Origin of the sequence: Hoeflea sp. EC-HK425, assembly GCF_902498795.1 — a bacterium.
Taxonomy (GTDB): domain Bacteria; phylum Pseudomonadota; class Alphaproteobacteria; order Rhizobiales; family Rhizobiaceae; genus Hoeflea; species Hoeflea alexandrii.
The window spans coordinates 3,879,675-3,902,531 of the sequence record NZ_LR701572.1 but is presented as its reverse complement, the minus strand read 5'-3'; the positions used below and the strand labels follow the sequence as shown (position 1 = coordinate 3,902,531).

The window sequence follows — 22,857 nt, the reverse complement described above, 5'->3', positions numbered from 1 at the left end:
AGCCCGTTTCGGTGCGTGAGGCCAGCGCCTCTATACCCGCATCGGCATCAGCACGTAGAGCGCGTCGTCGCCTGCGGTGTCGCGCACCAGCGTCGGGGAGCCGGGATCAGCCAGCATGAACACCGCATCCGAACCCGACAGCTGGTTGGTGATGTCCAGCAGATACTTGGCGTTGAAGCCGATTTCCAGCGGATCGCGATCATAGCCGACAGCGAGTTCTTCCGTCGCGCTGCCCGAATCCGGATTGTTCACCGTCAGCGTCAGCTGACCGTCGGCAATCGCCAGCTTGACCGCGCGTCCGCGCTCCGAGGAGATCGTCGAAACCCGGTCGACAGCCTGGGCAAAGCTCTGGCAATCGACGGTCAGTTCCTTGTCATTGCCGGTCGGGATCACCCGCTGGTAATCGGGGAAGGTGCCGTCGATCAGTTTCGAGGTCAGCACCACCGAGCCGATTGTAAAGCGGATCTTCGCATCCGACAGCTCGACCGTGACGGTGACATCCGGATTGTCGACCAGCTTCTGCAGTTCGCCCACGGTCTTGCGCGGAATGATGATGCCCGGCATGCCTTCGGAGCCGGAGGGTGCGTCGACGTCGGCGCGCGCCAGGCGGTGACCGTCAGTGGCAACGGCTCTCAGCTTCAACGCGCCCTCGCTCTCGATCGAATGGACGAAGATGCCGTTGAGATAGTACCGGGTCTCCTCGGTCGAGATCGCAAACTGGGTCCGGTCAATGAGCATCTTCAGCTGCGTTGCGGGCAATCTGAACGTATGGGTGAAGGCACCCGCGGTCAGATCCGGAAAATCCGATTCCGGCAGACACTGCAGTGAGAATTTCGAGCGGCCGGACGCCACGGTCATAGACGTGCCGTCGGTATCCGTCGACAGCAGCACCTCGGAGCCGTCGGAGAGCTTGCGCACGATGTCATAGAGCAGATGCGCCGGCACCGTGGTGGCGCCCGCCTGCTCGATCATCGCCGGTGTCGCCTCGGTGATCTCCAGGTCGAGGTCGGTCGCCTTCATGTCAAGCGTTGCACCTTCGGCCTTAAGCAGCACATTCGACAGGATCGGAATGGTGTTGCGCCGCTCGACCACGCGATGAACATGGTTCAGCGACTTGAGGAGGTTGGAACGCTCGAGGGTGACACGCATGGTTTGACTACCGTTTGGCTGGGGGCCCGCGCTTGGCCGCGCCGGCCTTTCAAATTCTGTCTTGTCCGGCTTTGTCCGGTCGAGGCCATGGAAAGGCGCATGGAGCGCCCAGGCCGGGCGGACAAAATGGCAGATTATGCCCCCGAATTGCAACAAAAACCGGCCCGGACCTTTCGGCCCGGACCGGGATTCTGGGGATAAGCACCGGCGATTGCGCCCTATTCGATGATCAGCCGCTTGAGCAGTTCGATCTCGTGGCCGAGCTTGGTGTCCGAGTTGATCAGCTCTTCGATCTTGCGCACCGCATGCAGCACCGTGGTGTGGTCGCGTCCGCCGAATCTCCGCCCGATCTCGGGAAACGACCGCGGGGTCATCGTCTTGGCCAGGTACATAGCGATCTGTCGCGGCTTGACGATCACCCGCGTGCGGCGATCCGACACCAGCTCCTGCCGCGAGACATTGTAGTGCCGCGAAACCACCCGCTGGATGTCCTCGATGCGCACCCGCTTGGGCTCACCCGCATTGACAAGGTGGCCAAGCAACTGGTCGACCCGCTCCAGCGTCAGGTTGGGCTCGAAGCTGCGGCGGAACAGGAGTTGGTTGAACGCGCCTTCCAGCTCGCGGCCGCTTGAGGTGATGTTCTGGGCGACATGGGCGAGAATGTCCTCGCCGATATCAAGCGTGCCGTCATCGATCTGGGCAATCGCCAGCCGCTGGCGCAGCATTTCCAGGCGCATGTCAAAGTCGGGGGCCTCGATTTCGATGGCGACGCCGCCCTGCAGCCGCGAGCGAACACGCGGATCAAGCGATTCCAGCTCCCACGGCGCGCGGTCGGCGGCGACCACGACCTGGCGGGCGGAATCGAGCAGCATGTTGAGCAGATGGCAGAACTCGTGCTGGATCGACTTGCCCTGCAGGAACTGCATGTCATCGATCACCAGCAGATCAATGTTGCGCAGCGATTCCTTGAACGACAGCGCATCATTGTCGCGGATCGCAGTGGCGAAGCGCCACATGAAATATTCGGCGGTCAGATAGACCACCCGCGGATTGCGGGCATGCCGGCTGGCTGCCGCGGCAATCGCCTGCAGGAGATGGGTTTTGCCCAGGCCCACATTGGAATGGATGAACAGCGGGTTGAACCGCACCGCACCGGTGCCCGCTTCGGCGATGGTCTTGGCTGCCGCCAGAGCCACCCTGTTGGAAGAGCCTTCGACATAGCTCTCAAAGGTGTAGCGCGGGTCGAGCGGCGATCCGATCACGGTGTTGGCAGCCTGTGGCCCCTTTGGAAAGGTCGAAAGATGCGCCCCCGCGCCCTTGACCGAAAGATGAAGGTCCTTGCGCGCTTGAGCCGGTGCCGGCTGGACGGCGGATGAATTTGCGGCCGCATCGGTGTCGGTTTCGGGTACCTGGCGGCTGGCCCGGGTCGCCGATCGCACGACGATCTCGACCTTCAGGATGTCCGCATCTTCCTCGCTGAACAGCGCGCTGATCTGCTCGAGATACTTGTTGTTGATCCAGGATTTGAGAAATGCGGTCGGCACTGACAGCCTCACCACGCTCTTGGAGGCTGATTGCAGCTTGAGCCGCCCGAACCAGCTTGTGAAGACCTCCGGCCCGACCTGCGCTTTCAATCGCGCCATGACCCGATCAAAGGTCTTGGTATTCTTGTTCATGTCCGCCCCTTTGTCAGTCGTCGGGCAAACATTCTCGCCAAGCGGTTGGGCGTCGGTTTCCTGTGCGCTCCATTGTGCCGCCCTAAGCGCTGGTGTGATTTGTGTTTGCATCGCCGCTGTATTTCCCTGTTGCCACATTTAGGTAAGCCGTCCCGACCATCATGGTCCGGCTCGGACAGTGTCCCGATCGTCATGTCCATTTGATGCTGCGGGCCCCCCGCCTTCGTCGCTCCTTTTGTCCCGTCCAGATCGCCGACCTCGTATCGCGATCCTGGACACATCTTCATCGTTCCGCCGAAACACCTGTTTCGACAGAGTTAAAGCGCCACCGCATGGCTGATAGCTTAGCCAGTGCAACCGATGGTTTTATTTTGGGTTTGCCCGGCAAAAACCGCCGCGCAACAAAAGGCAGGCTGGAAAAGGTTACCTGAAATAAGCCAAACTATCCTCGGAGCTGCCCGGCTCCATGCCCCTTGTCGAGGAGTATTTAGGCAGGATGGGTTGGTCAGATCAAGCAGGATATTTACGTTTCATTCACACTTTAGGGATTGACTCGCAAAGGTTGAAAAAAGCTTCTCGAGAGCCTCGGGAACAGGCGATTGGATTCATTGCCTTTTCACCGGCTCATTCATTTTTGAGGGCGTCAGGAAGTCTTGGATACAAAATTTCGGGGCTTGACAGGATAAGCGGTGATTCCGGTTTCGTTATCACCAGCCGAATCCGGTACCTCTGGCAAGTAATTGTTTTTAAAGAAAATTCGATGTCACGATGACAGGTGCATGACAGGTCTTTGCCGGGCTCTCGGGCAGCGCTGGCGCAAGTCATTGTAGGACAACGAAAAAGGCCCGGACGAGCCGGGCCTTTAGTCGACAAACAAAATTTTGAACGATCAGGCGCTCAGTGCCTTGACCCGGTTCGACAGCCGCGAAATCTTTCTCGAAGCGGTATTGGCGTGCACCACGCCCTTGCTGGCGGCGCGCATCAGCTCGGGCTGGGCGGCCTTCAGCGCTGCGGCTGCAGCGGTCTGGTCGCCGGAGCTGATGGCTTCCTCGACGGTGCGGAGGAAGCTGCGGACACGCGAACGGCGTGCCTTGTTTACGTCAGTGCGGCGGGCAATCTTGCGGGTCGCCTTTTTCGCCGAAGTTGTATTGGCCATGAATGCCTCTCAATGTGTCACATGCTCTGTTCCGACCGGAAAGCGCCTCTTGCGAGGTGTGTCGCTTTGACATGCGGAATGCGAGAAAACCACGGCGAGCCCGAAAGCTGCCATTCGATGGCGGGCCTATACCGGGTATCGCGGCTTTCGTCAACGCGAAAAACCGATTTCCGGGCGCCCGCCACCGCATTTACCTAGCGATGCTTGAACTGTGCCTTGCGCTTGTCGATGAAGGCGGACATGCCTTCCTTCTGGTCTTCCGTGGCAAACAGCGAATGAAACAGCCGCCGCTCGAAGCGCAGCCCCTCGGCAAGCGGCACCTCGTCGGCGCGATTGACCGATTCCTTCACCATCATCGCCACCGGCAGGGAGAAGCCGGCGATCTTCTCGGCTGCCTTGGTTGCCGTCGCCAGCAGTTCCGCTGCCGGAACCACGCGAGCCACCAGGCCCGAGCGCTCGGCTTCCTCGGCGTCCATCATCCGGCCGGTCAGGCAGAGGTCCATCGCCTTGGCCTTGCCCACAGCGCGGGTCAACCGCTGGGTGCCGCCCATGCCCGGCAGCACGCCAAGCGTGATTTCGGGCTGGCCGAACTTCGCCGTGTCGGCGGCAATAATGAAGTCGCACATCATCGCCAGTTCGCAGCCGCCGCCGAGCGCATAACCAGCCACCGCCGCGATCACCGGCTTGCGGGTGGAGGAAACCGCGCTCCAGCCTTCGAAGAAGTCTTCCATATAGGCGCTGACATAATCCTTTGGCTGCATTTCCTTGATGTCGGCGCCCGCCGCGAAGGCCTTCTCGGAACCGGTCAGCACGATCGCGCCGATCTTCTCGTCCGCGCCATACTGGGCCAGAGTCTCGCGCAGCTCGCTCAAGAGCTCCGAATTGAGCGCGTTGAGCGCATCGGGCCGGTTGAGCGTGATGATGGCCACCCGGCCGCGTGTTTCAGTCTTCAAAGTCTTGAGCGCCATCGCGTATCTCTCCTTGTTGCAGCCTTTCGGGCTGTCCTCCCCGGCAGGCAATCTGGTCCGGTCAGCTTTTCTGGCAGCGCGGGCAATGGAATGTCGATCGACCGCTCTGCACGATGCGGCGGACCGTATCGCCACAGCCCGGCCGTGGGCAAGCCTTTCCCTCACGGTCATAGACGGAAAATCCATGCTGGAAATAGCCAAGCGTGCCGTCCGTCCGGATATGGTCCCTCAGCGAGGATCCACCGGCGGCAATGGCCTCCTCTATCACGGCGCGGATCGCCTGGGTCAGCACGTCAAGTTCCCTGCGCGGACGTCCGGTCCTGGTGACGAGTCTTCCCGCCGGCTTGACCGGCGACAGACCCGCCCGCCACATCGCCTCGCATACATAGATGTTTCCCAGGCCCGCGATGATGCGCTGGTCGAGCAGCGCCGCCTTCAGCGGGGCGGTCTTGCCGGCAAGGCGGCGCGCCAGCTCATGGGCGTCGAGACTGTTGCCCGTCGGCTCCACCCCGAGGCTCCTGAACCAGGGATGCTCCGCCAGCGTGCTCCGCGCCATCAGGTCCATGTAGCCGAAGCGGCGCGGGTCATTGTAGATGATGCGTGCCCGGCCCGCCGGCCCGTCGATGTGAAACACGACGTGGTCATGCTTGTCGTCTTTCGAGCGCGCGTGGTGGAAGACGCCAGGCTTCAGGCTCCCCCCCTCATCCGCCTCGATTCGGAACGAACCCGACATGCCCAGATGGCTCACCAGCACCATGCCGTCGTCGAGATCGGCAACCAGGTATTTTGCCCGCCGGCCCAGCGAGATGATCTGCCGGCCGGCAAGTCGCGCTGCAAAGTCCGGCGGAAAGGCAAATCGCAGGTCGCCGCGCCTTTGCTCGACGCGGACGATGCTGCCGCCCTCCATCACCGGCGCGAGGCCGCGGCGCACCGTTTCGACTTCTGGCAATTCAGGCAATGCGAACTCCTCGGGCTGGTGGCAATATGCGAATGGCTGACCTATAAGGCGGAGCGCTTTGCCGCAGGCTGGTGTTTCCTGCCTAGATAGCGTGGAGCGGAGCGATCCGCTATGGTCGCGGCAGAATTGACTGGTTCCCATGCGCAAAGCCCGACGGCTTGACGCTGGGTTGAAGAAGTACGGGATTAAGAGATGTCAGAACAGCGCGTTTCCTCAGATGGCGGCATGCAGACCAGCTACGGCTTCCGCACCGTCTCCGATGGCGAAAAGCAGGATCTGGTCAATGATGTCTTTCACAAGGTCGCCAAGCGCTATGACATCATGAATGATGTGATGTCAGGCGGACTGCACCGGGTCTGGAAAGACGCCATGGTGGCAAGCCTCAACCCACCGCGCCGCCCCGGCTTCCGCTTTCTCGACGTGGCCGGCGGCACCGGCGATATCGCCTTCCGCATTGTCGCGGCCACGGACGGTCAGGCCCAGGGCGCCGTGCTTGACATCAACGGCTCGATGCTCGGCGTCGGCGCCGAACGCGCCGCCAAGAAGGGCTATGCCGGCAATCTCGACTTCGTCGAGGCCAATGCCGAGGAGCTGCCGTTCGAGGATGCGAGTTTCGACGCCTACACGATTGCCTTCGGCATCCGCAACGTGCCCGACATCGACAAGGCACTGAGAGAAGCCTACCGCGTGCTCCGCCGCGGCGGCCGCTTCCTCTGCCTTGAATTCTCCGAAGTCGAGATGCCGATCCTCGATCGCGTCTATGATGCCTGGTCGTTCAACGGCATTCCGGTGGTTGGAAAGGCGATTGCCGGCGAGGCCGAGCCCTACCAGTATCTGGTCGAATCGATCCGCAAGTTCCCGCGCCAGGCCGATTTCGCCCGTATGATCGAGCGTGCCGGCTTCTCCCGTGTCGGCTACACCAACTACACCGGCGGCATCGCGGCGCTTCATTCGGCCTGGAAGATCTGACCGGCATGGCAAGTCTCGGTACCTATCTGCGCCTGATGCGGGCGGGCTTCATCCTTGTGCGCGAGGGCGTGATTTCATCACTGCCAGCCGACGAGCTCCCGGCACCGGCGAAATTCGGCCACCGGGTCGCCGGACTGCTGGCCCGGCGCAAGGCCAGAACTGCCGAACGCACCGATAGGCTGGCCCGCGCGGTCGAGCGGCTGGGGCCGTCCTGGGTCAAGCTCGGCCAGTTCCTGGCCACGCGGCCCGATGTGGTCGGCGCCGAGATCGCCGATGATCTCTCCGGGCTGCAGGACCGGATGGCGACCTTCCCGGAAGCGCTTGCCCGCGCGGAAATCGAAGCTTCGCTCGGTCGACCGATCAGCGAGCTTTTTTCGCGCTTCGATCCGCCGATTGCCGCAGCCTCCATCGCCCAGGTCCATCCTGCCGAAGTCACCGACGGCGACGGCACCCGCAAGGTCGCCGTCAAGGTGGTCCGCCCCGGCGTGCGGCAGCGCTTCAGGCGCGATCTCGAAGCCTTCTACCTGGTCTCGGAACTGCAGGAACGCTTCATCCCGTCCTCACGCCGGCTTCGCCCGGTGGAAATCACCAAGACGCTCGAGCAGACCACCCGCATCGAGATGGATCTGAGGCTGGAAGCTGCTGCACTTTCCGAGATGGCCGACAACACGCGCGACGATCCCGGCTTCCGCGTGCCGGCAGTCGACTGGGAGCGGACTGGACGCGATGTGGTCACCATGGAATGGATCGACGGCATCAAGATGAGCGATGTGGCGGGCCTCAAGGCTGCCGGTCACGATCTCGATCAGCTCGCCGACACGCTGATCCAGTCGTTCCTGCGCCACACCCTGCGCGACGGCTTCTTTCACGCCGACATGCACCAGGGCAATCTCTTCGTCGACCCGGCGGGCATGATCGTCGCCGTCGACATGGGCATCGTCAGCCGTCTCGGCAAGAAGGAACGCCGCTTCCTCGCCGAGATCCTCTACGGTTTCATCACCCGCGATTACCGCCGCGTCGCCGATGTGCATTTTGAAGCCGGCTATGTGCCGGCCCGGCATGATCCGGCGAGCTTCGCCCAGGCGATCCGCGCCATCGGCGAGCCGATCCATGGCCAGCCCGCCGAAACCATCTCCATGGCGCGGCTGTTGACGCTGCTGTTCGAAGTCACCGAACTGTTCGACATGGAAACCCGGCCAGAGCTGGTGATGCTGCAGAAGACCATGGTCGTGGTCGAGGGCGTGTCGCGCACGCTCAATCCAAGGTTCAACATGTGGAAGGCCGCCGAGCCCGTGGTGGGCGACTGGATCCGGGACAATCTCGGTCCCAAGCGCATCGCCGTCGACATCCGCGAAGGCGCCATCGCCGCCTTCAAGCTTGCCGAGCAACTGCCGGATCTTGCTGCCCGCACCGAACGCTTCTCGCAGGAGGTCGGCGAGATGGCCGAAAACGGTCTGCGTTTCGATCCCGCCACCTCCGAAGCCATCGGCAAGGCAGAGGCGCGCCACACCCGTTCGGGCCGGGTGGCGTTGTGGATCATCGCTGCGGCTGCGGTCTGGATGGCGCTCGCCTTCCACCCTATATGGTAAGTGTGACCTTTTACCGTCCCATTTCCCTTGACGATATCGACGTGGAGCCCCTGGCTGATGAGGCCTGGGCCGATGGCTATCCCTTTGTCGAGCGCATGAGGCATGACTGGAAGTCAGGCGAGAACCGCTTTGACGGTCCGGGTGAACGCCTTGTCGGTGCCTTCGATGGCGCAAGTCTGATCGGTTTCTGCGGCCTCAACCGGGACCCTTACATAAGCGAAATCGCCGGGCGCATCCGCCATCTCTATGTCGATCTCGATCACCGCCAATTCGGCGTTGGCCGGACCCTTGTCGACCGGGCTCTCGACGGTGCCTCCGTCTGGTTCCCCCGCGTCCGCCTCCGTGCCACCCCGGCCTCGCGCAGCTTCTATGAGCATCTCGGTTTTGTGCCGGTCGACGAGACCGAGGCGACCCACACAATGGGGCTCAGGTAAATCTCCCCGTCCCCGGTCGGGCGTGTATGCGGGCTGGCATGGAGGAATTTGCAATTCGCGCCCGTATTGCGCTAGCTTGTGCCGTGCGCCGGCCATTGGGCCGGGCCAGCATTCGCCGACGGGCCATCTGAGCGCCGTCCCGACAGAAAACCCGGCAGCGGAATGCCTCTGGCGTTTCCGCGTTTTGATATGCCGGGGTACACACAAGCATTGGATGAACATATGAGCGAGGCCAAATCCGGCGATATCGTGCGGATAAACTACACCGGCAAATTGACAGACGGCACCCGGTTCGACAGTTCCGAGGGACGCGAGCCCCTGGAATTCGAGGTTGGTTCCGGCCAGATCATTCCCGGCCTTGACCGCGAAGTCGCGGGCATGAAGGTCGGTGACAAGCAGACGGTGACCGTTCCGGCCGAAGAGGCCTACGGCCCCCATGATGCCGCCAAGGTTCAGCAAATCCCGCGCAGCGCCCTGCCGCCCGAACTCGAGCCGCAGGCCGGCATGCAATTGCAGGCTCAGACTCCTCAGGGAGGCCAGGTGGCGCTCGTCATCACCGCCCTCGATGAACAGGAAGTGACGGTCGACGCCAACCATCCGCTGGCCGGACAGGACCTGGTCTTCGAAATCGAGATGGTCGAGATCGTCAAGGCGGCCTGATCAGGGCGGCCTGACCGCATGAGACCTGGACAACCCGGCCCGGCGCCGGGTTGTCGCTTCCACGGAGGATGCGCTGCCTCTGTGATGATCAGCGGCCCGGGCAGATGCCGCGAGGCGCCGTGATCGGTCGCGTTTGACTGCAATGCAAGCAATGCCTACATTGCAGTCATCGGAAGATCTCTGCCCGGGAGGTGCATCATGGCAACGCTGACCATTCGCAATCTCGACGATTCCGTGAAGCAGGCGCTGCGCGAGCGTGCAGCGCGACATGGCGTGTCGATGGAAGAAGAGGCCCGCGTGCTGTTGCGCACCGGCCTTTCCGGGTCTGCCGAGGCCAGGGAAAGTCTTTGGGACAGGGTCTCAAGGCTACGCGAGAAATACGGGACCGCAGATCTGGAAATGCCCGAACGCACGGAACTGGCCGGGGAACGTGAAGTGTTTGCCGATTGGCAAGACCGTCAATGATCCTCAATACAAATGTGATTTCGGAATTTGTGGCGGCTGAACCGTCGCGGGCAGTTGTCGACTGGTTCAGTTCCGTACCCGAAGATGGCCTCTATGTTCCGGCTATTGTCAAAGCCGAGATCCTGCTTGGAATGGAGCTTCTTCCGGATGGCCGGAGGAAATCCATCCTGGAGACTTTCGTGGAGAACTTTCTGATCCCGTATGAGCAGGGCCGGATTTTGCCTTTCGAGACTGCGGACGCTGTTTTCTACGCGGAGATTGTCAGCCGGCGAAAACGGATGGGCCGACCCATAGTTGGTGTTGATGCCCAGATTGCCGCCATCGCACTTCGTCGCGGCTTGCCCATTGCCACCCGCAATACCCGTGATTTTGCCGATTGCGGTGTCACGCTCATCAACCCCTGGGAACCCGCATCATGACGCTTTCCGGCAAACGCATCCTCCTGATCATTTCCGGCGGCATCGCCGCCTACAAGTCGCTCGACCTGATCCGTCGCCTGCGCGAACGCGGGGCCGAGGTGCGGCCCGTCATGACGGCGGGCGCGCAGGAGTTCGTCACGCCGCTGGCCGTCGGCGCGCTCTCGAGCGGCCACGTCTACACCGATCTGTTCTCGCGCGAGGACGAGCAGGATGTCGGCCACATAAGGCTGGCGCGCGACTGCGACATGATCTGCGTTGCCCCCGCGACCGCCGACCTGATGGCGAAAATGGCAAACGGGCTCGCCAATGATCTCGCCTCCACCGTCCTGCTCGCCACCAACAAGCCGGTGCTGGTCGCACCCGCCATGAACCCGGCGATGTGGTCCCACGCCGCCACCCGCCGCAACGTGGAAATGCTCCGGCAGGACGGCATCCGCTTCATCGGCCCGATGTCCGGCGAGATGGCCGAAAGCAATGAGGCCGGAGAGGGCCGCATGGCCGAGCCGCTGCAGATCGTGGCCGCCATCGAGGCGCTCATGGACGACGCACCGAAGCCGCTCGCCGGCAGGACCGCCATCGTCACCTCGGGCCCGACGCACGAGCCGATCGACCCGGTGCGCTACATCGCCAACCGCTCGTCCGGCAAGCAGGGCCACGCCATCGCCGCCCATCTCGCCCGTCTCGGCGCGCAAGTGACGCTGGTCTCCGGCCCGGTGACGATCCCCGATCCCGCAGGCGTCAACGTCATCCATGTCGAGAGCGCCCGCGAGATGCTTGATGCCGTCACCAATGCCCTGCCCGCCGACATCGCCGTCTTCGTTGCCGCCGTCGCCGACTGGCGCGTTTCAGCCTCGGCGGACAACAAGATCAAGAAGAAGGAAGGCGAGGGGCCCGCGCCGCTCGAACTGACCGAAAACCCCGACATCCTCAGGACCATCGGCCACCACCAGAACCGTCCTCAGCTGGTGGTAGGCTTCGCCGCCGAAACCGCCGACGTGATCTCCAATGCGCAGGCCAAATTGGCCCGCAAGGGCGCCGATTTCATCGTCGCCAACGACGTTTCGCCAGAAACCGGCATCATGGGCGGCGACCGCAACCGCGTCCGTATTGTCTCGAAAGATGGCGTCGAGGACTGGCCCGATCTGAGCAAGGACGAAACTGCGGCAAGGCTGGCGGCAAGGATTGCCAAGTTCATCGCCGACTGGGACTAGCTTGGCTCAGCTCTCGTTGATCCAGAAATGGCGCGTCGTGGCAGCACTGGATGAAGCAGGCCCAGCGATCTGGCTGCAATCGAGAAATGCAGATTCGTTGAATTGACAGCCGTCATTGCCGCCCGGCCAGTTGAAATCTATGGCTGCCGAGTTGCTGAGGAATACCTAGGATAGTTCTCATTGCTGGTCGTCTATGGGCAGGAAGATATCGCTGCGCAGATCCTCCGGTTTGGTATCAACAGGTGAGTTGAGGTACGCCTCAAATCCCGGACGCTCCGAGATTTCAAAGCCTGAACCGGGCAGCCAGACACCATAGAGCCAGTGATAGGCGCCCCTCATATTCGCGTAAGGCCCTTTGTATCTTAGCTTGGCATAGCGCCCGGCTGGTCGCAGCAGTTCTTCAGTACCCTTCGGTATTTCCAGACCCTCAGACCAGGGTGTGCAGGCCGCAGACCTCAGAGTTTCCTCAGGTCGCAGATCTGGGTCATCGTAGAAAACTGCCTGCATCGGTGCGTTTTGCGCCAACATTTGTGCTTTTGTCAAAATGCTAAAGAGTCGTGTCATCGCGGCGTCGATTCGTAAGTATGAACCGATATGGGGGACACTGACACATCGGACCGCGTCATGATGTTCTATGCTGACGTGAAAGCCTTTCGCATTCGCATTGGCAATAGCGGCTTTGAATGCGGCATGGCTGCCGCTTAGACGATAAGCACCCGGTGTTTTGCCGTAGGCGTCACGGAAAGCACGCGAAAAGGCGTCCTGCGAGCGATATTGTGCCAGTTTCGAGATGTCTGATATCTTCATATCTGAGTTAGCCAAACGGTCAGCTGCGCGTTGTAAGCGCAAACGTCGTAGCGTGGCGGCTACAGTCTCTCCGACCATGGCGGTGTAAATCCGGTGCCAATGATAGCTGGACAGACAGGCCACATTGGACAGCGAGACAATGTCGATGTCGCTTTCCACGTTGGCATGTAGATACGCTGTGACACGGTCCAGACGGTCACGATAGCTCTGTTGCATTGCTCGCATTGCCTTCACCGCTGTGGGGGGCAAGATCAAGCCCCCCCATTCGATAATCTACGCAACCCGATCGAGAGAACCAGCAGTATCAAGAGGAGGGCGAAGAACATCATCACACCCGACTTGAAAACGGTAGACACGGAACTGAGCCAAACGATAGAAGGCGAGATTGTTGGAAAGTGCATCAAGAGTGTAATGACCAGTCCGTTTTCGATGTAATCCGCCGCGCCGCTAATCAATGGCAAGACGCAAATCCAACTTGGGAAAGCTGTTCGGCTTTGAAATTTTCCAAGGAGCCATAACCAGACTGCTGCGCCTGCCAGAGCGTACAGAGCCGGGTAAATCATATCCAATGCCAACTGGCGGGTCAGGTAATAGTGCCTGCCCTCCTCGCCAAGACTGTCCAGAAATGTCTGTGCGTAATCGATGCCGTAGCCCGTTGGCATGATATCGAAAGGCAGCAGCCCTCCGGAGTATTGCTGAACTTGCGGTATGGTAACCGTGAGCATGAGCACATAGACAAGGTTCGAGACGATGAAAAGCGCCAAGACCTTCTTCCCGTCTGGTGCTTTGCTCAATATCGAAGACCAGCCGGACCTTTCCACGGTAAAACTCTTTGGGGTTGGCTTCATCATTTTCTCCAGATTGCGATACCTCAACCCATGTTAGGTGAGGTGCGACCGACAAATCCTGCTAAATCAAGAGAAACATGGTTCGCTTCCGCTCAAAGAGTGCGCAATCTGGATTGGCGATCACCGAAGCAACCAGAAATCCACGAATCCCTTGTCAGAATTCGACATCGGCCGAAATGCGGCATCCAAGGGTCGACGCTCGGGGAAAGGGCTGTCGTTGCTATGGTGCTCCTCGAACCTTGTCCGTCCTCAGGCCACTTCAGCCACCTTCACCGCCGCCACCTGCACCGGCGCAAACCGTGCCGACGATATCCCGCCCGCAGTCAGCGTGACGATGCTCCCCGCCGGGATCTCGTGCCATTTCGTGTCCGTGTCGTGAAACGGTTCGGACACCAGGCAGTGGCCCTGGTTGTTGCAGGTCGGTGCGGAATAGAGCGTCGGCGCGTAGTCGTCGTTGGAGTAGCGGATCGCGTGCAGCGTCTCGCCGTCGGAAAACGCCGCGGTGAACCGCACCAGCTCGCGCACGCCGGCGCGGGCCGCTTCCGAAAGCGCAAAGCGGATGGCTTCGCCGAAGGCCGCCGCGGGATCGGTCTCGAGCCCGAATTCGATCGCCAGCAGGAACAGCAGCTCGGAATCGGTGGTGCCGTGCCGGGCCTGGTAAAGCCGGTCAGAAAGGGCCGTTTCCATCGGCCGCCGGATCTTCTCGAAGCCGGCGATCTGGCCGTTGTGCATGAACGACCAGCGGCCATTGACGAACGGGTGGCAATTGTCGCGGCTGGTCGCCCCGCCGGTCGAGGCGCGCACATGGGCCAGGAACAGCGGCGAGCGGATCTGCCGCGCCAGCGATTTCAGATTGCAGTCCGACCAGGCCGGCAGCACGTCACGGTAAAGCCCGGGTTCGGGGTGCTCGCCATACCAGGCCACGCCAAAGCCGTCACCATTGGTTGCCGTCTTGGCCTGGGTGGCCTGCTGCGATTGCTCGACCAGCGAGTGACCCGGCGCGGAGATGATCTGCTCCAGCGGGATCGGCGTTCCACGGTAGGCGGCCCATCGGCACATGCGCGTCTATTTGCTCCGGTTGTGCATCCGGTGATGCATCTCGTTGATCATACGGCTTGCAGTTTTCTCAAAGGTAAACGGCAGGATCGCGTGGATCAGCGCGCAAAACCCGGCAGCAAACAGCTTGGCCGAAAACTTGCCGGCGAAAACCAGGTGTTCGAAATAGGTCTCGTCGACCGATTGCGGGTGGTCGGTGAAAAGGCGGGCGATCTGGTTGGACATGTGCTTGTATCCCTCATTTGAATTGGTTCCTGAGAGGATAGCCCGATTCAGAGGGAGAAATGTCCCATTTGTCCTTTATCGTGATAATAAATTGGGATATATGTCCCGACATGCACCAGATTGACGATATGGATGTCCGAATACTCACCCAGCTCCAGCGCGACGGTACCCTGTCGGTGGACGCGCTCTCCGAGCGGGTCAACCTGTCGCGCAATGCCTGTTGGCGCCGGGTCAAGCTGATGGAGGAGCGTGGGCTGATCAGGGATCGCGTCGCCATCCTTGATGCGGAAGCGGCCGGCTGCGGCCTTTCGGTGTTCATCTTCGTCCGCGCCGCCAGCCATGATGCCGACTGGCTCAGGCAGTTTCGCGAGGCAGTCGCAGGCTTTCCCGAGATCGTTGGCGTCTACCGCACCTCCGGCGATCTCGATTACGTGCTCCGCGCCCGCGTGTCCGACGTCAAGGCCTATGACCGTCTCTACCAGCGGCTGATCGCCAAGGTGAAACTGGCCGACGTCTCGGCCTCCTTCGTCATGGAGGAAATCAAGGAGACGACGGCCATTCCGCTCTCCGCCCTGGCATCGGGCTGAGGGCGGAAGACGTCATCGGCGGTAGCGTCGCGATGCGCGATGGCGGTCTGATTACCGGTTCTTCACCCGCGAGATAGCCAGGTTGAGTGATGCCATGCGCGCTTCGACCTGCGCGAGATCGCCGGTGCCGCGCGCCGTCTGACGCTCGAGTTCGAACTTCATGTCCTTGATCCGCTCGAGCTTTTCGTCCCTTGTCAGGTCGTCATCTTCGGAGACGTCTTCAGGCGTCAGTTCGGTTTCCAGCTTGGAATCAATCTTCAGGGTCATCCGTTTCTCCTCTTTTTTTCTGATGAAAAGACAACGCCCGCAAAAGGCCGTGGTTCCGCCGAAGCCGGAGATGCCAGTATGGTCTTTGCCGGGAAGGGCGCTACCTCGACCCCCGTACCCCCGGCGGTTTGAGCCCGCGGGGATGCATGAAATTGAACAATCCGTTTCCATGTAGACCCTTATAAGACGCTGTCCCGCCCGCTACATTCCAGCCAACGCAAATCCTGCCGGCCCTTTATCCGGCAACGATACCGAGGAGACTTCCATGTCCATCAGGCCAGTCCGCCACCAGTCCACCGCCGTGCCGCACCTCGAAGGTGCCGGTGTGCATCTTCAGCGCGCCTTCGGTTTCGACGATCCGTCGCTCACCGATCCGTTCCTGCTGTTTGACGATTTCCGCAATTCCCAGCCCGAGAAGTATCTCAAGGGCTTTCCCTGGCATCCGCACCGCGGCATCGAGACCATCACCTATGTGTTGGCCGGCACCGTCGAGCATGGCGACAGCCTCGGCAACACCGGCACCCTGGGCGCGGGCGACGTGCAGTGGATGACCGCCGGCAGCGGCATCATGCACCAGGAAATGCCCAAGGGCGATTTCGCCGGCAAGATGCACGGCTTCCAGCTCTGGGCCAACCTGCCGTCCTCGATGAAGATGACCGCTCCGCGCTACCAGGATGTCACCGCCTCCGACATCCCGGTCGAAATCGATGACGACGGCACCGCCGCCCGCATCATCTGCGGCGAGTTCTGGGGCAAGCGCGGCCCGGTAGACGGCATTGCCGCCGAGCCGTCCTATGTCGACATCTCGGTGCCGCCCGGAAAGCGCAAGACCTTCAAGGTCGACGCCTACCGCTCGGCCTTCGCCTATATCTTCGCCGGCTCCGGCACCTTCCGCGACGCCTCCAGGCCGTTCGGCGTTCTGGTCGAGAAGGAAGTCGAGGGCGAGGAAATCCAGATCCGCGACATGTCCGGCGACCGCACGCTGGTGGTCTTCGACACCGGCGACGAGATCACCGTGCAGGCCGGCGACCAGGGCATCCGCTTCCTGCTGGTCTCCGGCAAGCCGATCCAGGAGCCTGTCGCCTGGCATGGCCCGATCGTCATGAACACCCGCCAGGAACTTATCCAGGCGGTGACCGAACTGCAGAACGGCACCTTCATCAGGCCGGCACACTAGCGCCGGTCAACCTCTTGAGCGTGACAATGCCGGGATCAGTCCCGGCATTGTTTTTGCCGGCTGTGCCTGGTCAGCCCACCATCCCGGCGGGCGGATGCGTGCTTTCAAGCTCGATCGGATCCCTCTGGACAGGATGATGTTTGATGTCAAACCAGTTGCGATGTGACGTTCAGAAGCTTCATTCGGGCGACCGCGGTTTGCCTTGATCCAGCGCTCTCCGCCTTCAAGTTGCAATCAGCCAGTTTTCATTTGCGGCTCGGTGCCCCATCCCGATGAAGGCCGCCGGGCGAATGGTTCAAGCCCATGATATTAAAAGCTTTATCATATTCTAAAGGGAGGCCGATCGAGGCGTTTGGTTTACCACGAAAGCCAAGCCGGCTTGCAACTGAAGGCCGTACGATGCAAATGTTCGCCAAAAGGCAAGGCTGTGGATCGGTTCTGTTCACGCCGCCTTGCCAGACCAGCGTTGCGAAAGGTGTGAACACGATGAGTTCCGATCGCCTGAGAAAAACCAACTACGGCCCTGCGGACGTGTTCGCCTATTTTCGTGAAGCCTGCCAGACCGCCCAGCTCTCGGAAGCCTTGCTTGACAAATGCCTGCCGGACGATCTGCATCGTTCTCATTTTTACATCGTCAATCATTTGGCCAGGGGCGGCGATGGCGAGACGCCCCAGCAGATCACCGATGCCATGCAGGTGACGAAAACGACCATCAGTCATTCGCTTGCCGTGCTTGAGAAGCGCGGTTTCATCAAGACCCGGCCAAGCGTGTCGGATGCCCGGTCCAAGGAGGTTTTCATCACCGATGCCGGACGCGATTTTCAGCAAAAGGCGGTTGCCGCGCTGACCAGGCTTTATGGGGTCTTTCTTCGTGACGACGATTTCCGGGTGATGGGCGAAGCGCTTCCCAGTCTCGTGTCGATCCGCCGGCTGCTCGAAAGCAACAGCGCCGTCGGGCCGGACTGACGCAGCGGCCTGAAACGGTTGCGGAAATCGGCCTTCAGAACGGAGCATCAACCACTCTGGCCGTTACGCAGAATGCGCGGTGGTCGCAACAGTCTGATTGTATGATTTGATTATATGACAGGGCCTTCCCGCAAAGGGAATGTTCCGTGCTAAGGTCCTTCGGGATTTGCGTCGGAAGATGGTTGATTTCAGGAAGACCGCACCGAGTTTTGGCAACCCGTTCGGTATTGCCGGGCTGGCGAGAATTGTAGAGGGAACTCTGGACAGAATGGATTCGGGGAACAAAGCAGGCCAGGTCTTCGCGTTCTTCAATGAAGTCGCCATAATCGACCAACTGGGGACAACGCTGCTCGGAAAGGTGCTGCCCGACGGCGTCCACCCGTCTCACTTCGCCATCGTGGTCCATCTCGCGCGTGCCGGCAACGGCAAGACGCCGGGCGCACTCGCCAGCGCCATGCAGGTGACCAAGGCGACCATGAGCCATTCGCTCAAGGTCCTCGAAGGCCATGGCTTCATCGAGATCCGGCCGAACGGAACCGACGCCCGGTCCAAGAATGTTTTCCTCACCGACTCCGGCCGCGCCTTCCAGGGCGAAGCGATTGGCGCCGCAGCCCGCACCTTCAGCCAGTTCCTGCGCGAGTCCCACATCGACACAATCAGCGACCTGTTGCCAGGTCTTGCCGCGATTCGCACGCTGCTCGATCAAAACCGCAATCCGGGCATCAAGTGAAGCCACTGCGCCGCGCCGTCGTTTTGAAACCTCAACGCGTCTTGTGAGCCCGAACCAGCGTCCTGTACCGGCGTCCGCCGTGATGCGAAGCAGTCAGTGCTTCACGGGCTCGCCACCAAAAGTTTGAGAGTCACAGACGAGAAAATCTTTGCTGTTTATGCTACCAAGCCCTGCGAAACTGAATTCCGCGATGGCGGAATGCCAGTGCGGCTGGCCTCTGGTCCGGACCGTTCGCCTTCGGTCCCGACCGTCGGGGCAAAGCAAGGGGAAAAAAGACACGTGACGAACTCCGGCAAGGAACGCAACGAAGCCTACGCCTTTTTCAATGAGGTCAACACCATTGACCTGCTCTGCAAGACATTGATCTCGAAGATCTTGCCGGACGGCGTCCATCCGTCCCATTTCGCCATCATCCTCCATCTTGTCCGGCTGGGTGATGAGAAGACGCCACAGGCTCTGGCCGGTGCCATGGAGGTCAGCAAGGCCACGATGAGTCATTCGCTCAAGGTTCTGGAAAAACGCGGTTTCATCGAAATCCGCCCATGCGATCAGGACGCCCGTTCAAAGCTGGTGTATCTGACTGATCGCGGCCGCCATTTCCACAGTCAGGCAATTGCAGCCTCTGCGCGCACCTTCGGGAGCTTCCTGAAAGACGAGCACCGGCAAGCCATGGTCGGTGCTATGCCGACGCTCGTGACGATCCGCAGGTTGCTCGATGAAAATCGCGAACCGGTGAGCGATGACTGAAAGCCCGGGCATCCATCTGTGGGGTCTCGATGAAGTTCGCCCCAGCGGTCACAGCGCCTTGTACATGTAGGTGGTGGCGTGCATCGCCGCTCCGTCCGGGTCGAGCGCAAAACCGGGAATGATCCCGGCGGTGCGGAATCCGGCAGCCTTGTAGAGCGGCTCGGCCTTGTCGCCGGTCTTGGTGTCGAGCGTGATGAGTGTCTTGCCCGCGGCGCGCGCTTCCGTCTCAAGGGCCGCCATCAGGGCGCGTCCGACGCCCTTTCGCCTGGCCACCGGATGCACCATCATCTTCGCCACCTCGCAACGGTGCGGCTGGTTGGGCGGCAGCGCCAGGATCAGCTGCACGCTCCCGGCAATCTCTCCGTCAAGTTCCGCTGCCAGCAGCTTGCGCTTACCGGTCCGGACTTCCGGAAACACCTGGGTGGTGAAGAAGGCGCGCCCGTCGGTAGTTGAAAAGGGCTGCATGTATCCGATCGCTGCACCGTCGTTGACCGTATGTGCCATGATGTCCGCAAGTCTGCCGGCATGAAAGACAAGCGCGTCGGCCGCGAGTGAATGAATGCTGATGCTGGTCATGATGCCTCACACAAGAACGATGAGATAGGACGCGGCATCACTGCCGGTTCGGAAGCGCGAAGGGCCGTAAAGCTGGTAACGCAGGCAGTCGCCCGCCTCGAGCAGGTACTCCTCGCCGCTGGTGTTGACCGTCAGCCTGCCGGAAAGCATCAGTAGGTGATGCTCGTGCCCGGGCAGGGAAGGGGCCGCGTAGGAGATGTCCTGGTGGGGGTCGAGATCGCAGCGCACCACCTCTGCGGACAGCCCGCCGCTGGGCGGAGAAACCACCCGGCGTGAAAACCCGTTATCGGCGTCCTGCCACTGGCTCTGCTCGTCCTTGCGCACCAGCGGTGCGAACGGCGCCTCGATCGGCGCCAGCAACTGCGATATCGTCATCCGGTAACAGGTCGACAGAGCGCCGAGTGTCTCCGCCGTGGGGCTGACTTCGGCGTTCTCCACCCGCGACAGTGTCGAGCGGCTGATCCCGCTGGCCTCCGCCAACTGCTGCAGTGACCAGCCCCTTTCAGCCCGGATCTGTTTCAGCCGCTCCGCAAGTCTTGAGTTCAGGTTTGTCAAGTGAATTCCCGTATATGAGATTAATTTCCATATAAGGAATAATCCGGCTTCCGGGTTTCGTCAAGCGCGTCTCGCCATGCGCTTCGGCAGTAAAGGCTTCTTAAGCCGCGCCTGATAGGGATGGTGTCGCTAAAGGGGACCCGATGAGCAAAAGCCTGTACCTCACCCGAACCGCAGAACCCCGTCCCCAGGCCTTCAGACGCGCTGAACTGCTGGGCGCACTCAGCTATGCGCTGGACCTGACCGAGGGACAGCCGCAAGGCCATTGCATCCGCTGCTGCTGGATCGGCACCCGAATCGGCGAGGCGCTGAACCTCCCCGCCGAAATGCTCAGTGATCTCTACTACACCCTGTTGCTCAAGGATCTCGGCTGCTCGAGCAACGCCGCGCGGATCTGCGAGCTCTATCTCGCCGACGACATTTCCTTCAAGCGCGATTTCAAGACCATTGACGGCAGTCTCTCGTCCGCCTTGCGCTTCGTGTTCAAGAAGACCGGGCTGGAATCGGGCCTGAGCGAGCGCATCCGCGCCATCGTCAACATCCTGCAGAACGGCGGCGAGATATCCCGCAGCCTGATCGAGACCCGCTGCCATCGCGGCGCCGACATTGCGGCCCGGATGCGCTTTTCCGAGGCTGTTCAGAGCGGCATCCTTTCGCTTGATGAGCATTGGGATGGCTCAGGCAAGCCCGAGGGCCTGAAGGCGCAGGAAATCCCGGTGATCTCCAACATCGCGCTTCTCGCCCAGGTGATCGACATATTCCACACCGAAAACGGCGCCGCCGCGGCACTTCGTGAAGCCGGGGCCCGTGCCGGAGACTGGTTCGATCCCGCGCTGGTCGACGCCTTCCTGCAGGCTCAGTCCGATCCGGAATTCTGGCCTGCGCTTGTCGCGCCGGATATCGAGGCCCGCGTATTTGCGATGCAGCCGGGGCTGACCTCGGAAGTGGTGGATGAAGACTATCTCGATGATGTCGCCGCCGCCTTCTCCGATGTGGTTGACGCCAAGAGCCCTTTTACCGCCGACCATTCCAATCGTGTCACGCTCTACACGGACATGATCGCCGAGGAACTTGGCCTTGATGCCGCCCACCGCCGCTGGCTTCGCCGTGCCGCCTTGCTGCATGACCTGGGCAAGCTCGGGGTTTCCAACCAGGTGCTCGACAAGCCCGGCAAGCCGGACGAAGCGGAGTGGGCGTCGATAAGGCGCCACCCGGTGCAAAGCGAGGCCATCCTTGCGCGCGTTGCAGCCTTCACCGATATAGCTCCGGTCGCTGCGGCCCATCACGAGCGGCTTGATGGCAAGGGATATCCCTACGGCCTTGCCGGCGACGAAATCTGCCTCGAAGCACGAATACTCACGGTTGCCGATGTCTTCGACGCGCTCTCGGCGGAGCGGCCCTACCGCGCCGCCATGCCCATCTCCAAGGCGCTCTCCATTCTCGATGCCGACGCCGGTTCCGCCTTCGATCCGGCCTGTATCGCTGCGCTCAAATCGGGTCTGGCGAAGCTCAATGCGGAGATGGCTGCCTAGCCCGGGTCGAAAGTCCAGAGAGATGGCGAACCAGGCCGCTCGCGAGCCGGGATCCGGGGCTCACGCAACGGTGTCAGAACTCGGTGACCACCGTCACGCCGACCCCCTCGAACCGGTCCATTCCCATCAGTGCGTCGATGGATTGGGCCAGGGTGATCTTTCGTCCCACCAGTTCGGCCGGCTTCAGCCGTCCCGCCGCGATCATCTCGAACATCGCGCCGTAGCGGTGCGCCTGCATGCCGTGGCTTCCGAGGATCTCAAGCTCGTGGCTGATGACCCGGCCCATCGGTACCGGCGGCATGCTGTCATTTCCCAGCATCAGGCCGACCTGTATGTGCTTGCCGCGTTTGCGCAGCGAATGGATCGAGTTCACGCATGTGCCGATCGCACCCAGTGCGTCGAGCGAAACATGCACTCCGCCACCGGAGATCTCCAGCACCGCCGCGGGCACATCGTCCACGTCGCGGGCGTTGACCGTCGCCACCGCGCCCAGTTTGCGCGCCAGAGCAAGCGCCGGTTCGGAGATATCCACGGCCACCACATTGGCGCCCGCCGCGACAGCGATCATGATGGCGGACAACCCGACACCGCCGCAGCCATGCACGGCGACCCATTGACCGGCGGAAACCTTGCCCTGATCCACGACCGCCCGGAACGAGGTGACGAACCGGCAGCCCAGGCTCGCTGCAGTGGCGAAATCGAGGCTCTCGGGCAGCGCAACCAGATTGAGATCGGCGCGTTCGATTGACACATATTCCGCGAACGATCCCCAATGCGTGAAACCGGGCTGGAACTGGTTGTCGCAAACCTGCTGATGCCCGGCATGGCACTCCGGGCAGGAGCCGCAGCCGCCGACAAACGGAACCGTCACCCGGTCGCCCGGCTTCCAGCGCGTCACCTCGTTACCCACCGCCTCGACTATTCCCGCAAGCTCATGCCCCGGCACATGCGGCAGCACGATATCGGCATCATGCCCCACCCAGCCATGCCAGTCGCTCCGGCACACGCCGGTGGCCATCACGCGTATCACCACCCCGTGCGGCTTCGGAGCAGGATCGGAAAGGCTGACCAGTTTTGGCGGCTGGCTGAAGGCTTCGTACAGGATGGCTTTCATGATCGGGACCGGTCAG

General features: G+C 61.5%; 26 protein-coding genes. 13 read left to right on the top strand and 13 right to left on the bottom strand.

Features of this window, described 5'->3' with window-relative positions:
- Positions 1-30: 30 nt before the first annotated feature.
- From dnaN to mutM, 5 genes are all read right to left on the bottom strand, one after another.
- A complete protein-coding gene (dnaN, locus tag SPHINGO391_RS21400) occupies positions 31-1,149 on the bottom strand; it encodes a DNA polymerase III subunit beta (protein WP_152010738.1) in 1,119 nt (372 codons plus the stop codon).
- A 218-nt stretch (positions 1,150-1,367) separates the two neighbouring features.
- A complete protein-coding gene (gene dnaA, locus SPHINGO391_RS21395; protein ID WP_152010737.1) occupies positions 1,368-2,825 on the bottom strand; it encodes a chromosomal replication initiator protein DnaA in 1,458 nt (485 codons plus the stop codon).
- A gap of 889 nt (positions 2,826-3,714) precedes the next feature.
- The gene (gene rpsT / locus SPHINGO391_RS21390; protein WP_152010736.1) at positions 3,715-3,981 is read right to left on the bottom strand and encodes a 30S ribosomal protein S20; all 267 of its coding nucleotides are present in this window, start codon (positions 3,979-3,981) and stop codon (positions 3,715-3,717) included.
- Between the two features lie 194 nt (positions 3,982-4,175).
- Positions 4,176-4,949, bottom strand: a complete 774-nt coding sequence (locus tag SPHINGO391_RS21385; protein ID WP_152010735.1) for an enoyl-CoA hydratase — start codon at positions 4,947-4,949, stop codon at positions 4,176-4,178.
- A 61-nt stretch (positions 4,950-5,010) separates the two neighbouring features.
- Positions 5,011-5,907, bottom strand: coding sequence for a bifunctional DNA-formamidopyrimidine glycosylase/DNA-(apurinic or apyrimidinic site) lyase (gene mutM / locus SPHINGO391_RS21380; protein WP_152010734.1), 897 nt, complete (start codon positions 5,905-5,907; stop codon positions 5,011-5,013).
- A gap of 192 nt (positions 5,908-6,099) precedes the next feature.
- Between mutM and ubiE the strand changes: the two genes are divergently transcribed.
- The 7 genes from ubiE (at position 6,100) to coaBC (ending at position 11,654) form a co-directional block, all read left to right on the top strand.
- Positions 6,100-6,876 (top strand): bifunctional demethylmenaquinone methyltransferase/2-methoxy-6-polyprenyl-1,4-benzoquinol methylase UbiE, encoded by a 777-nt coding sequence (gene ubiE / locus SPHINGO391_RS21375; RefSeq protein WP_152010733.1) that lies wholly within the window; start codon positions 6,100-6,102, stop codon positions 6,874-6,876.
- 5 nt (positions 6,877-6,881) lie between these two features.
- Positions 6,882-8,465, top strand: a complete 1,584-nt coding sequence (gene ubiB, locus SPHINGO391_RS21370) for a 2-polyprenylphenol 6-hydroxylase (RefSeq protein ID WP_152010732.1) — start codon at positions 6,882-6,884, stop codon at positions 8,463-8,465.
- A gap of 41 nt (positions 8,466-8,506) precedes the next feature.
- On the top strand, positions 8,507-8,899 hold the full coding sequence (locus SPHINGO391_RS21365; RefSeq protein ID WP_193217370.1) for a GNAT family N-acetyltransferase: 393 nt from the start codon (positions 8,507-8,509) through the stop codon (positions 8,897-8,899).
- A gap of 222 nt (positions 8,900-9,121) precedes the next feature.
- Positions 9,122-9,559, top strand: a complete 438-nt coding sequence (locus tag SPHINGO391_RS21360; RefSeq protein ID WP_152010730.1) for a peptidylprolyl isomerase — start codon at positions 9,122-9,124, stop codon at positions 9,557-9,559.
- Between the two features lie 198 nt (positions 9,560-9,757).
- Positions 9,758-10,024 carry a plasmid stabilization protein gene (locus SPHINGO391_RS21355; RefSeq protein ID WP_152010729.1) on the top strand — a complete coding sequence of 89 codons (267 nt, stop codon included), beginning with the start codon at positions 9,758-9,760 and terminating at the stop codon, positions 10,022-10,024.
- Positions 10,021-10,443: a type II toxin-antitoxin system VapC family toxin gene (locus SPHINGO391_RS21350; RefSeq protein WP_152010728.1), complete on the top strand. Its 423-nt coding sequence runs from the start codon at positions 10,021-10,023 to the stop codon at positions 10,441-10,443. Before SPHINGO391_RS21355 ends, SPHINGO391_RS21350 begins: the two co-directional genes overlap by 4 nt.
- Positions 10,440-11,654, top strand: coding sequence for a bifunctional phosphopantothenoylcysteine decarboxylase/phosphopantothenate--cysteine ligase CoaBC (coaBC, locus tag SPHINGO391_RS21345; RefSeq protein ID WP_152010727.1), 1,215 nt, complete (start codon positions 10,440-10,442; stop codon positions 11,652-11,654). Before SPHINGO391_RS21350 ends, coaBC begins: the two co-directional genes overlap by 4 nt.
- 177 nt (positions 11,655-11,831) lie before the next feature.
- Here coaBC and SPHINGO391_RS21340 read toward each other — a convergent pair whose 3' ends face one another.
- The 4 genes from SPHINGO391_RS21340 to SPHINGO391_RS21325 form a co-directional block, all read right to left on the bottom strand.
- Entirely contained in the window at positions 11,832-12,677 is an 846-nt protein-coding gene (locus SPHINGO391_RS21340; RefSeq protein WP_244615308.1) for an AraC family transcriptional regulator, read from the bottom strand.
- A 35-nt stretch (positions 12,678-12,712) separates the two neighbouring features.
- Positions 12,713-13,309, bottom strand: a complete 597-nt coding sequence (locus tag SPHINGO391_RS21335; protein ID WP_152010725.1) for a hypothetical protein — start codon at positions 13,307-13,309, stop codon at positions 12,713-12,715.
- Between the two features lie 249 nt (positions 13,310-13,558).
- Complete coding sequence (locus SPHINGO391_RS21330) at positions 13,559-14,368, bottom strand: class II glutamine amidotransferase (RefSeq protein WP_152010724.1); 810 nt, start codon at positions 14,366-14,368, stop codon at positions 13,559-13,561.
- 6 nt (positions 14,369-14,374) lie between these two features.
- Positions 14,375-14,590 carry a DUF6356 family protein gene (locus tag SPHINGO391_RS21325; RefSeq protein WP_152010723.1) on the bottom strand — a complete coding sequence of 72 codons (216 nt, stop codon included), beginning with the start codon at positions 14,588-14,590 and terminating at the stop codon, positions 14,375-14,377.
- A gap of 110 nt (positions 14,591-14,700) precedes the next feature.
- Between SPHINGO391_RS21325 and SPHINGO391_RS21320 the strand changes: the two genes are divergently transcribed.
- On the top strand, positions 14,701-15,177 hold the full coding sequence (locus tag SPHINGO391_RS21320) for an Lrp/AsnC family transcriptional regulator (protein WP_152010722.1): 477 nt from the start codon (positions 14,701-14,703) through the stop codon (positions 15,175-15,177).
- 51 nt (positions 15,178-15,228) lie between these two features.
- Here SPHINGO391_RS21320 and SPHINGO391_RS21315 read toward each other — a convergent pair whose 3' ends face one another.
- Positions 15,229-15,444 (bottom strand): hypothetical protein, encoded by a 216-nt coding sequence (locus SPHINGO391_RS21315; protein ID WP_152010721.1) that lies wholly within the window; start codon positions 15,442-15,444, stop codon positions 15,229-15,231.
- A 265-nt stretch (positions 15,445-15,709) separates the two neighbouring features.
- Between SPHINGO391_RS21315 and SPHINGO391_RS21310 the strand changes: the two genes are divergently transcribed.
- From SPHINGO391_RS21310 to SPHINGO391_RS21295, 4 genes are all read left to right on the top strand, one after another.
- A complete protein-coding gene (locus SPHINGO391_RS21310; RefSeq protein WP_152010720.1) occupies positions 15,710-16,621 on the top strand; it encodes a pirin family protein in 912 nt (303 codons plus the stop codon).
- 486 nt (positions 16,622-17,107) lie between these two features.
- Positions 17,108-17,587 carry a MarR family transcriptional regulator gene (locus tag SPHINGO391_RS21305; protein ID WP_152011679.1) on the top strand — a complete coding sequence of 160 codons (480 nt, stop codon included), beginning with the start codon at positions 17,108-17,110 and terminating at the stop codon, positions 17,585-17,587.
- A 268-nt stretch (positions 17,588-17,855) separates the two neighbouring features.
- A complete protein-coding gene (locus tag SPHINGO391_RS21300) occupies positions 17,856-18,317 on the top strand; it encodes a MarR family transcriptional regulator (protein ID WP_152010719.1) in 462 nt (153 codons plus the stop codon).
- Between the two features lie 96 nt (positions 18,318-18,413).
- Positions 18,414-19,064, top strand: coding sequence for a MarR family transcriptional regulator (locus tag SPHINGO391_RS21295; RefSeq protein ID WP_244615306.1), 651 nt, complete (start codon positions 18,414-18,416; stop codon positions 19,062-19,064).
- Between the two features lie 48 nt (positions 19,065-19,112).
- Here SPHINGO391_RS21295 and SPHINGO391_RS21290 read toward each other — a convergent pair whose 3' ends face one another.
- Both SPHINGO391_RS21290 and SPHINGO391_RS21285 read right to left on the bottom strand, forming a co-directional pair.
- Positions 19,113-19,640, bottom strand: a complete 528-nt coding sequence (locus SPHINGO391_RS21290) for a GNAT family N-acetyltransferase (protein WP_152010718.1) — start codon at positions 19,638-19,640, stop codon at positions 19,113-19,115.
- A 6-nt stretch (positions 19,641-19,646) separates the two neighbouring features.
- A complete protein-coding gene (locus SPHINGO391_RS21285) occupies positions 19,647-20,195 on the bottom strand; it encodes a helix-turn-helix transcriptional regulator (protein WP_152010717.1) in 549 nt (182 codons plus the stop codon).
- 143 nt (positions 20,196-20,338) lie between these two features.
- Here SPHINGO391_RS21285 and SPHINGO391_RS21280 point away from each other — a divergent pair, with 143 nt between their 5' ends.
- On the top strand, positions 20,339-21,727 hold the full coding sequence (locus SPHINGO391_RS21280; protein WP_152010716.1) for an HD domain-containing protein: 1,389 nt from the start codon (positions 20,339-20,341) through the stop codon (positions 21,725-21,727).
- Between the two features lie 73 nt (positions 21,728-21,800).
- On the opposite strand, the gene SPHINGO391_RS21275 is transcribed toward SPHINGO391_RS21280, so the two are convergent.
- Positions 21,801-22,841 (bottom strand): zinc-dependent alcohol dehydrogenase family protein, encoded by a 1,041-nt coding sequence (locus SPHINGO391_RS21275; protein ID WP_152010715.1) that lies wholly within the window; start codon positions 22,839-22,841, stop codon positions 21,801-21,803.
- Positions 22,842-22,857 lie beyond the last annotated feature (16 nt).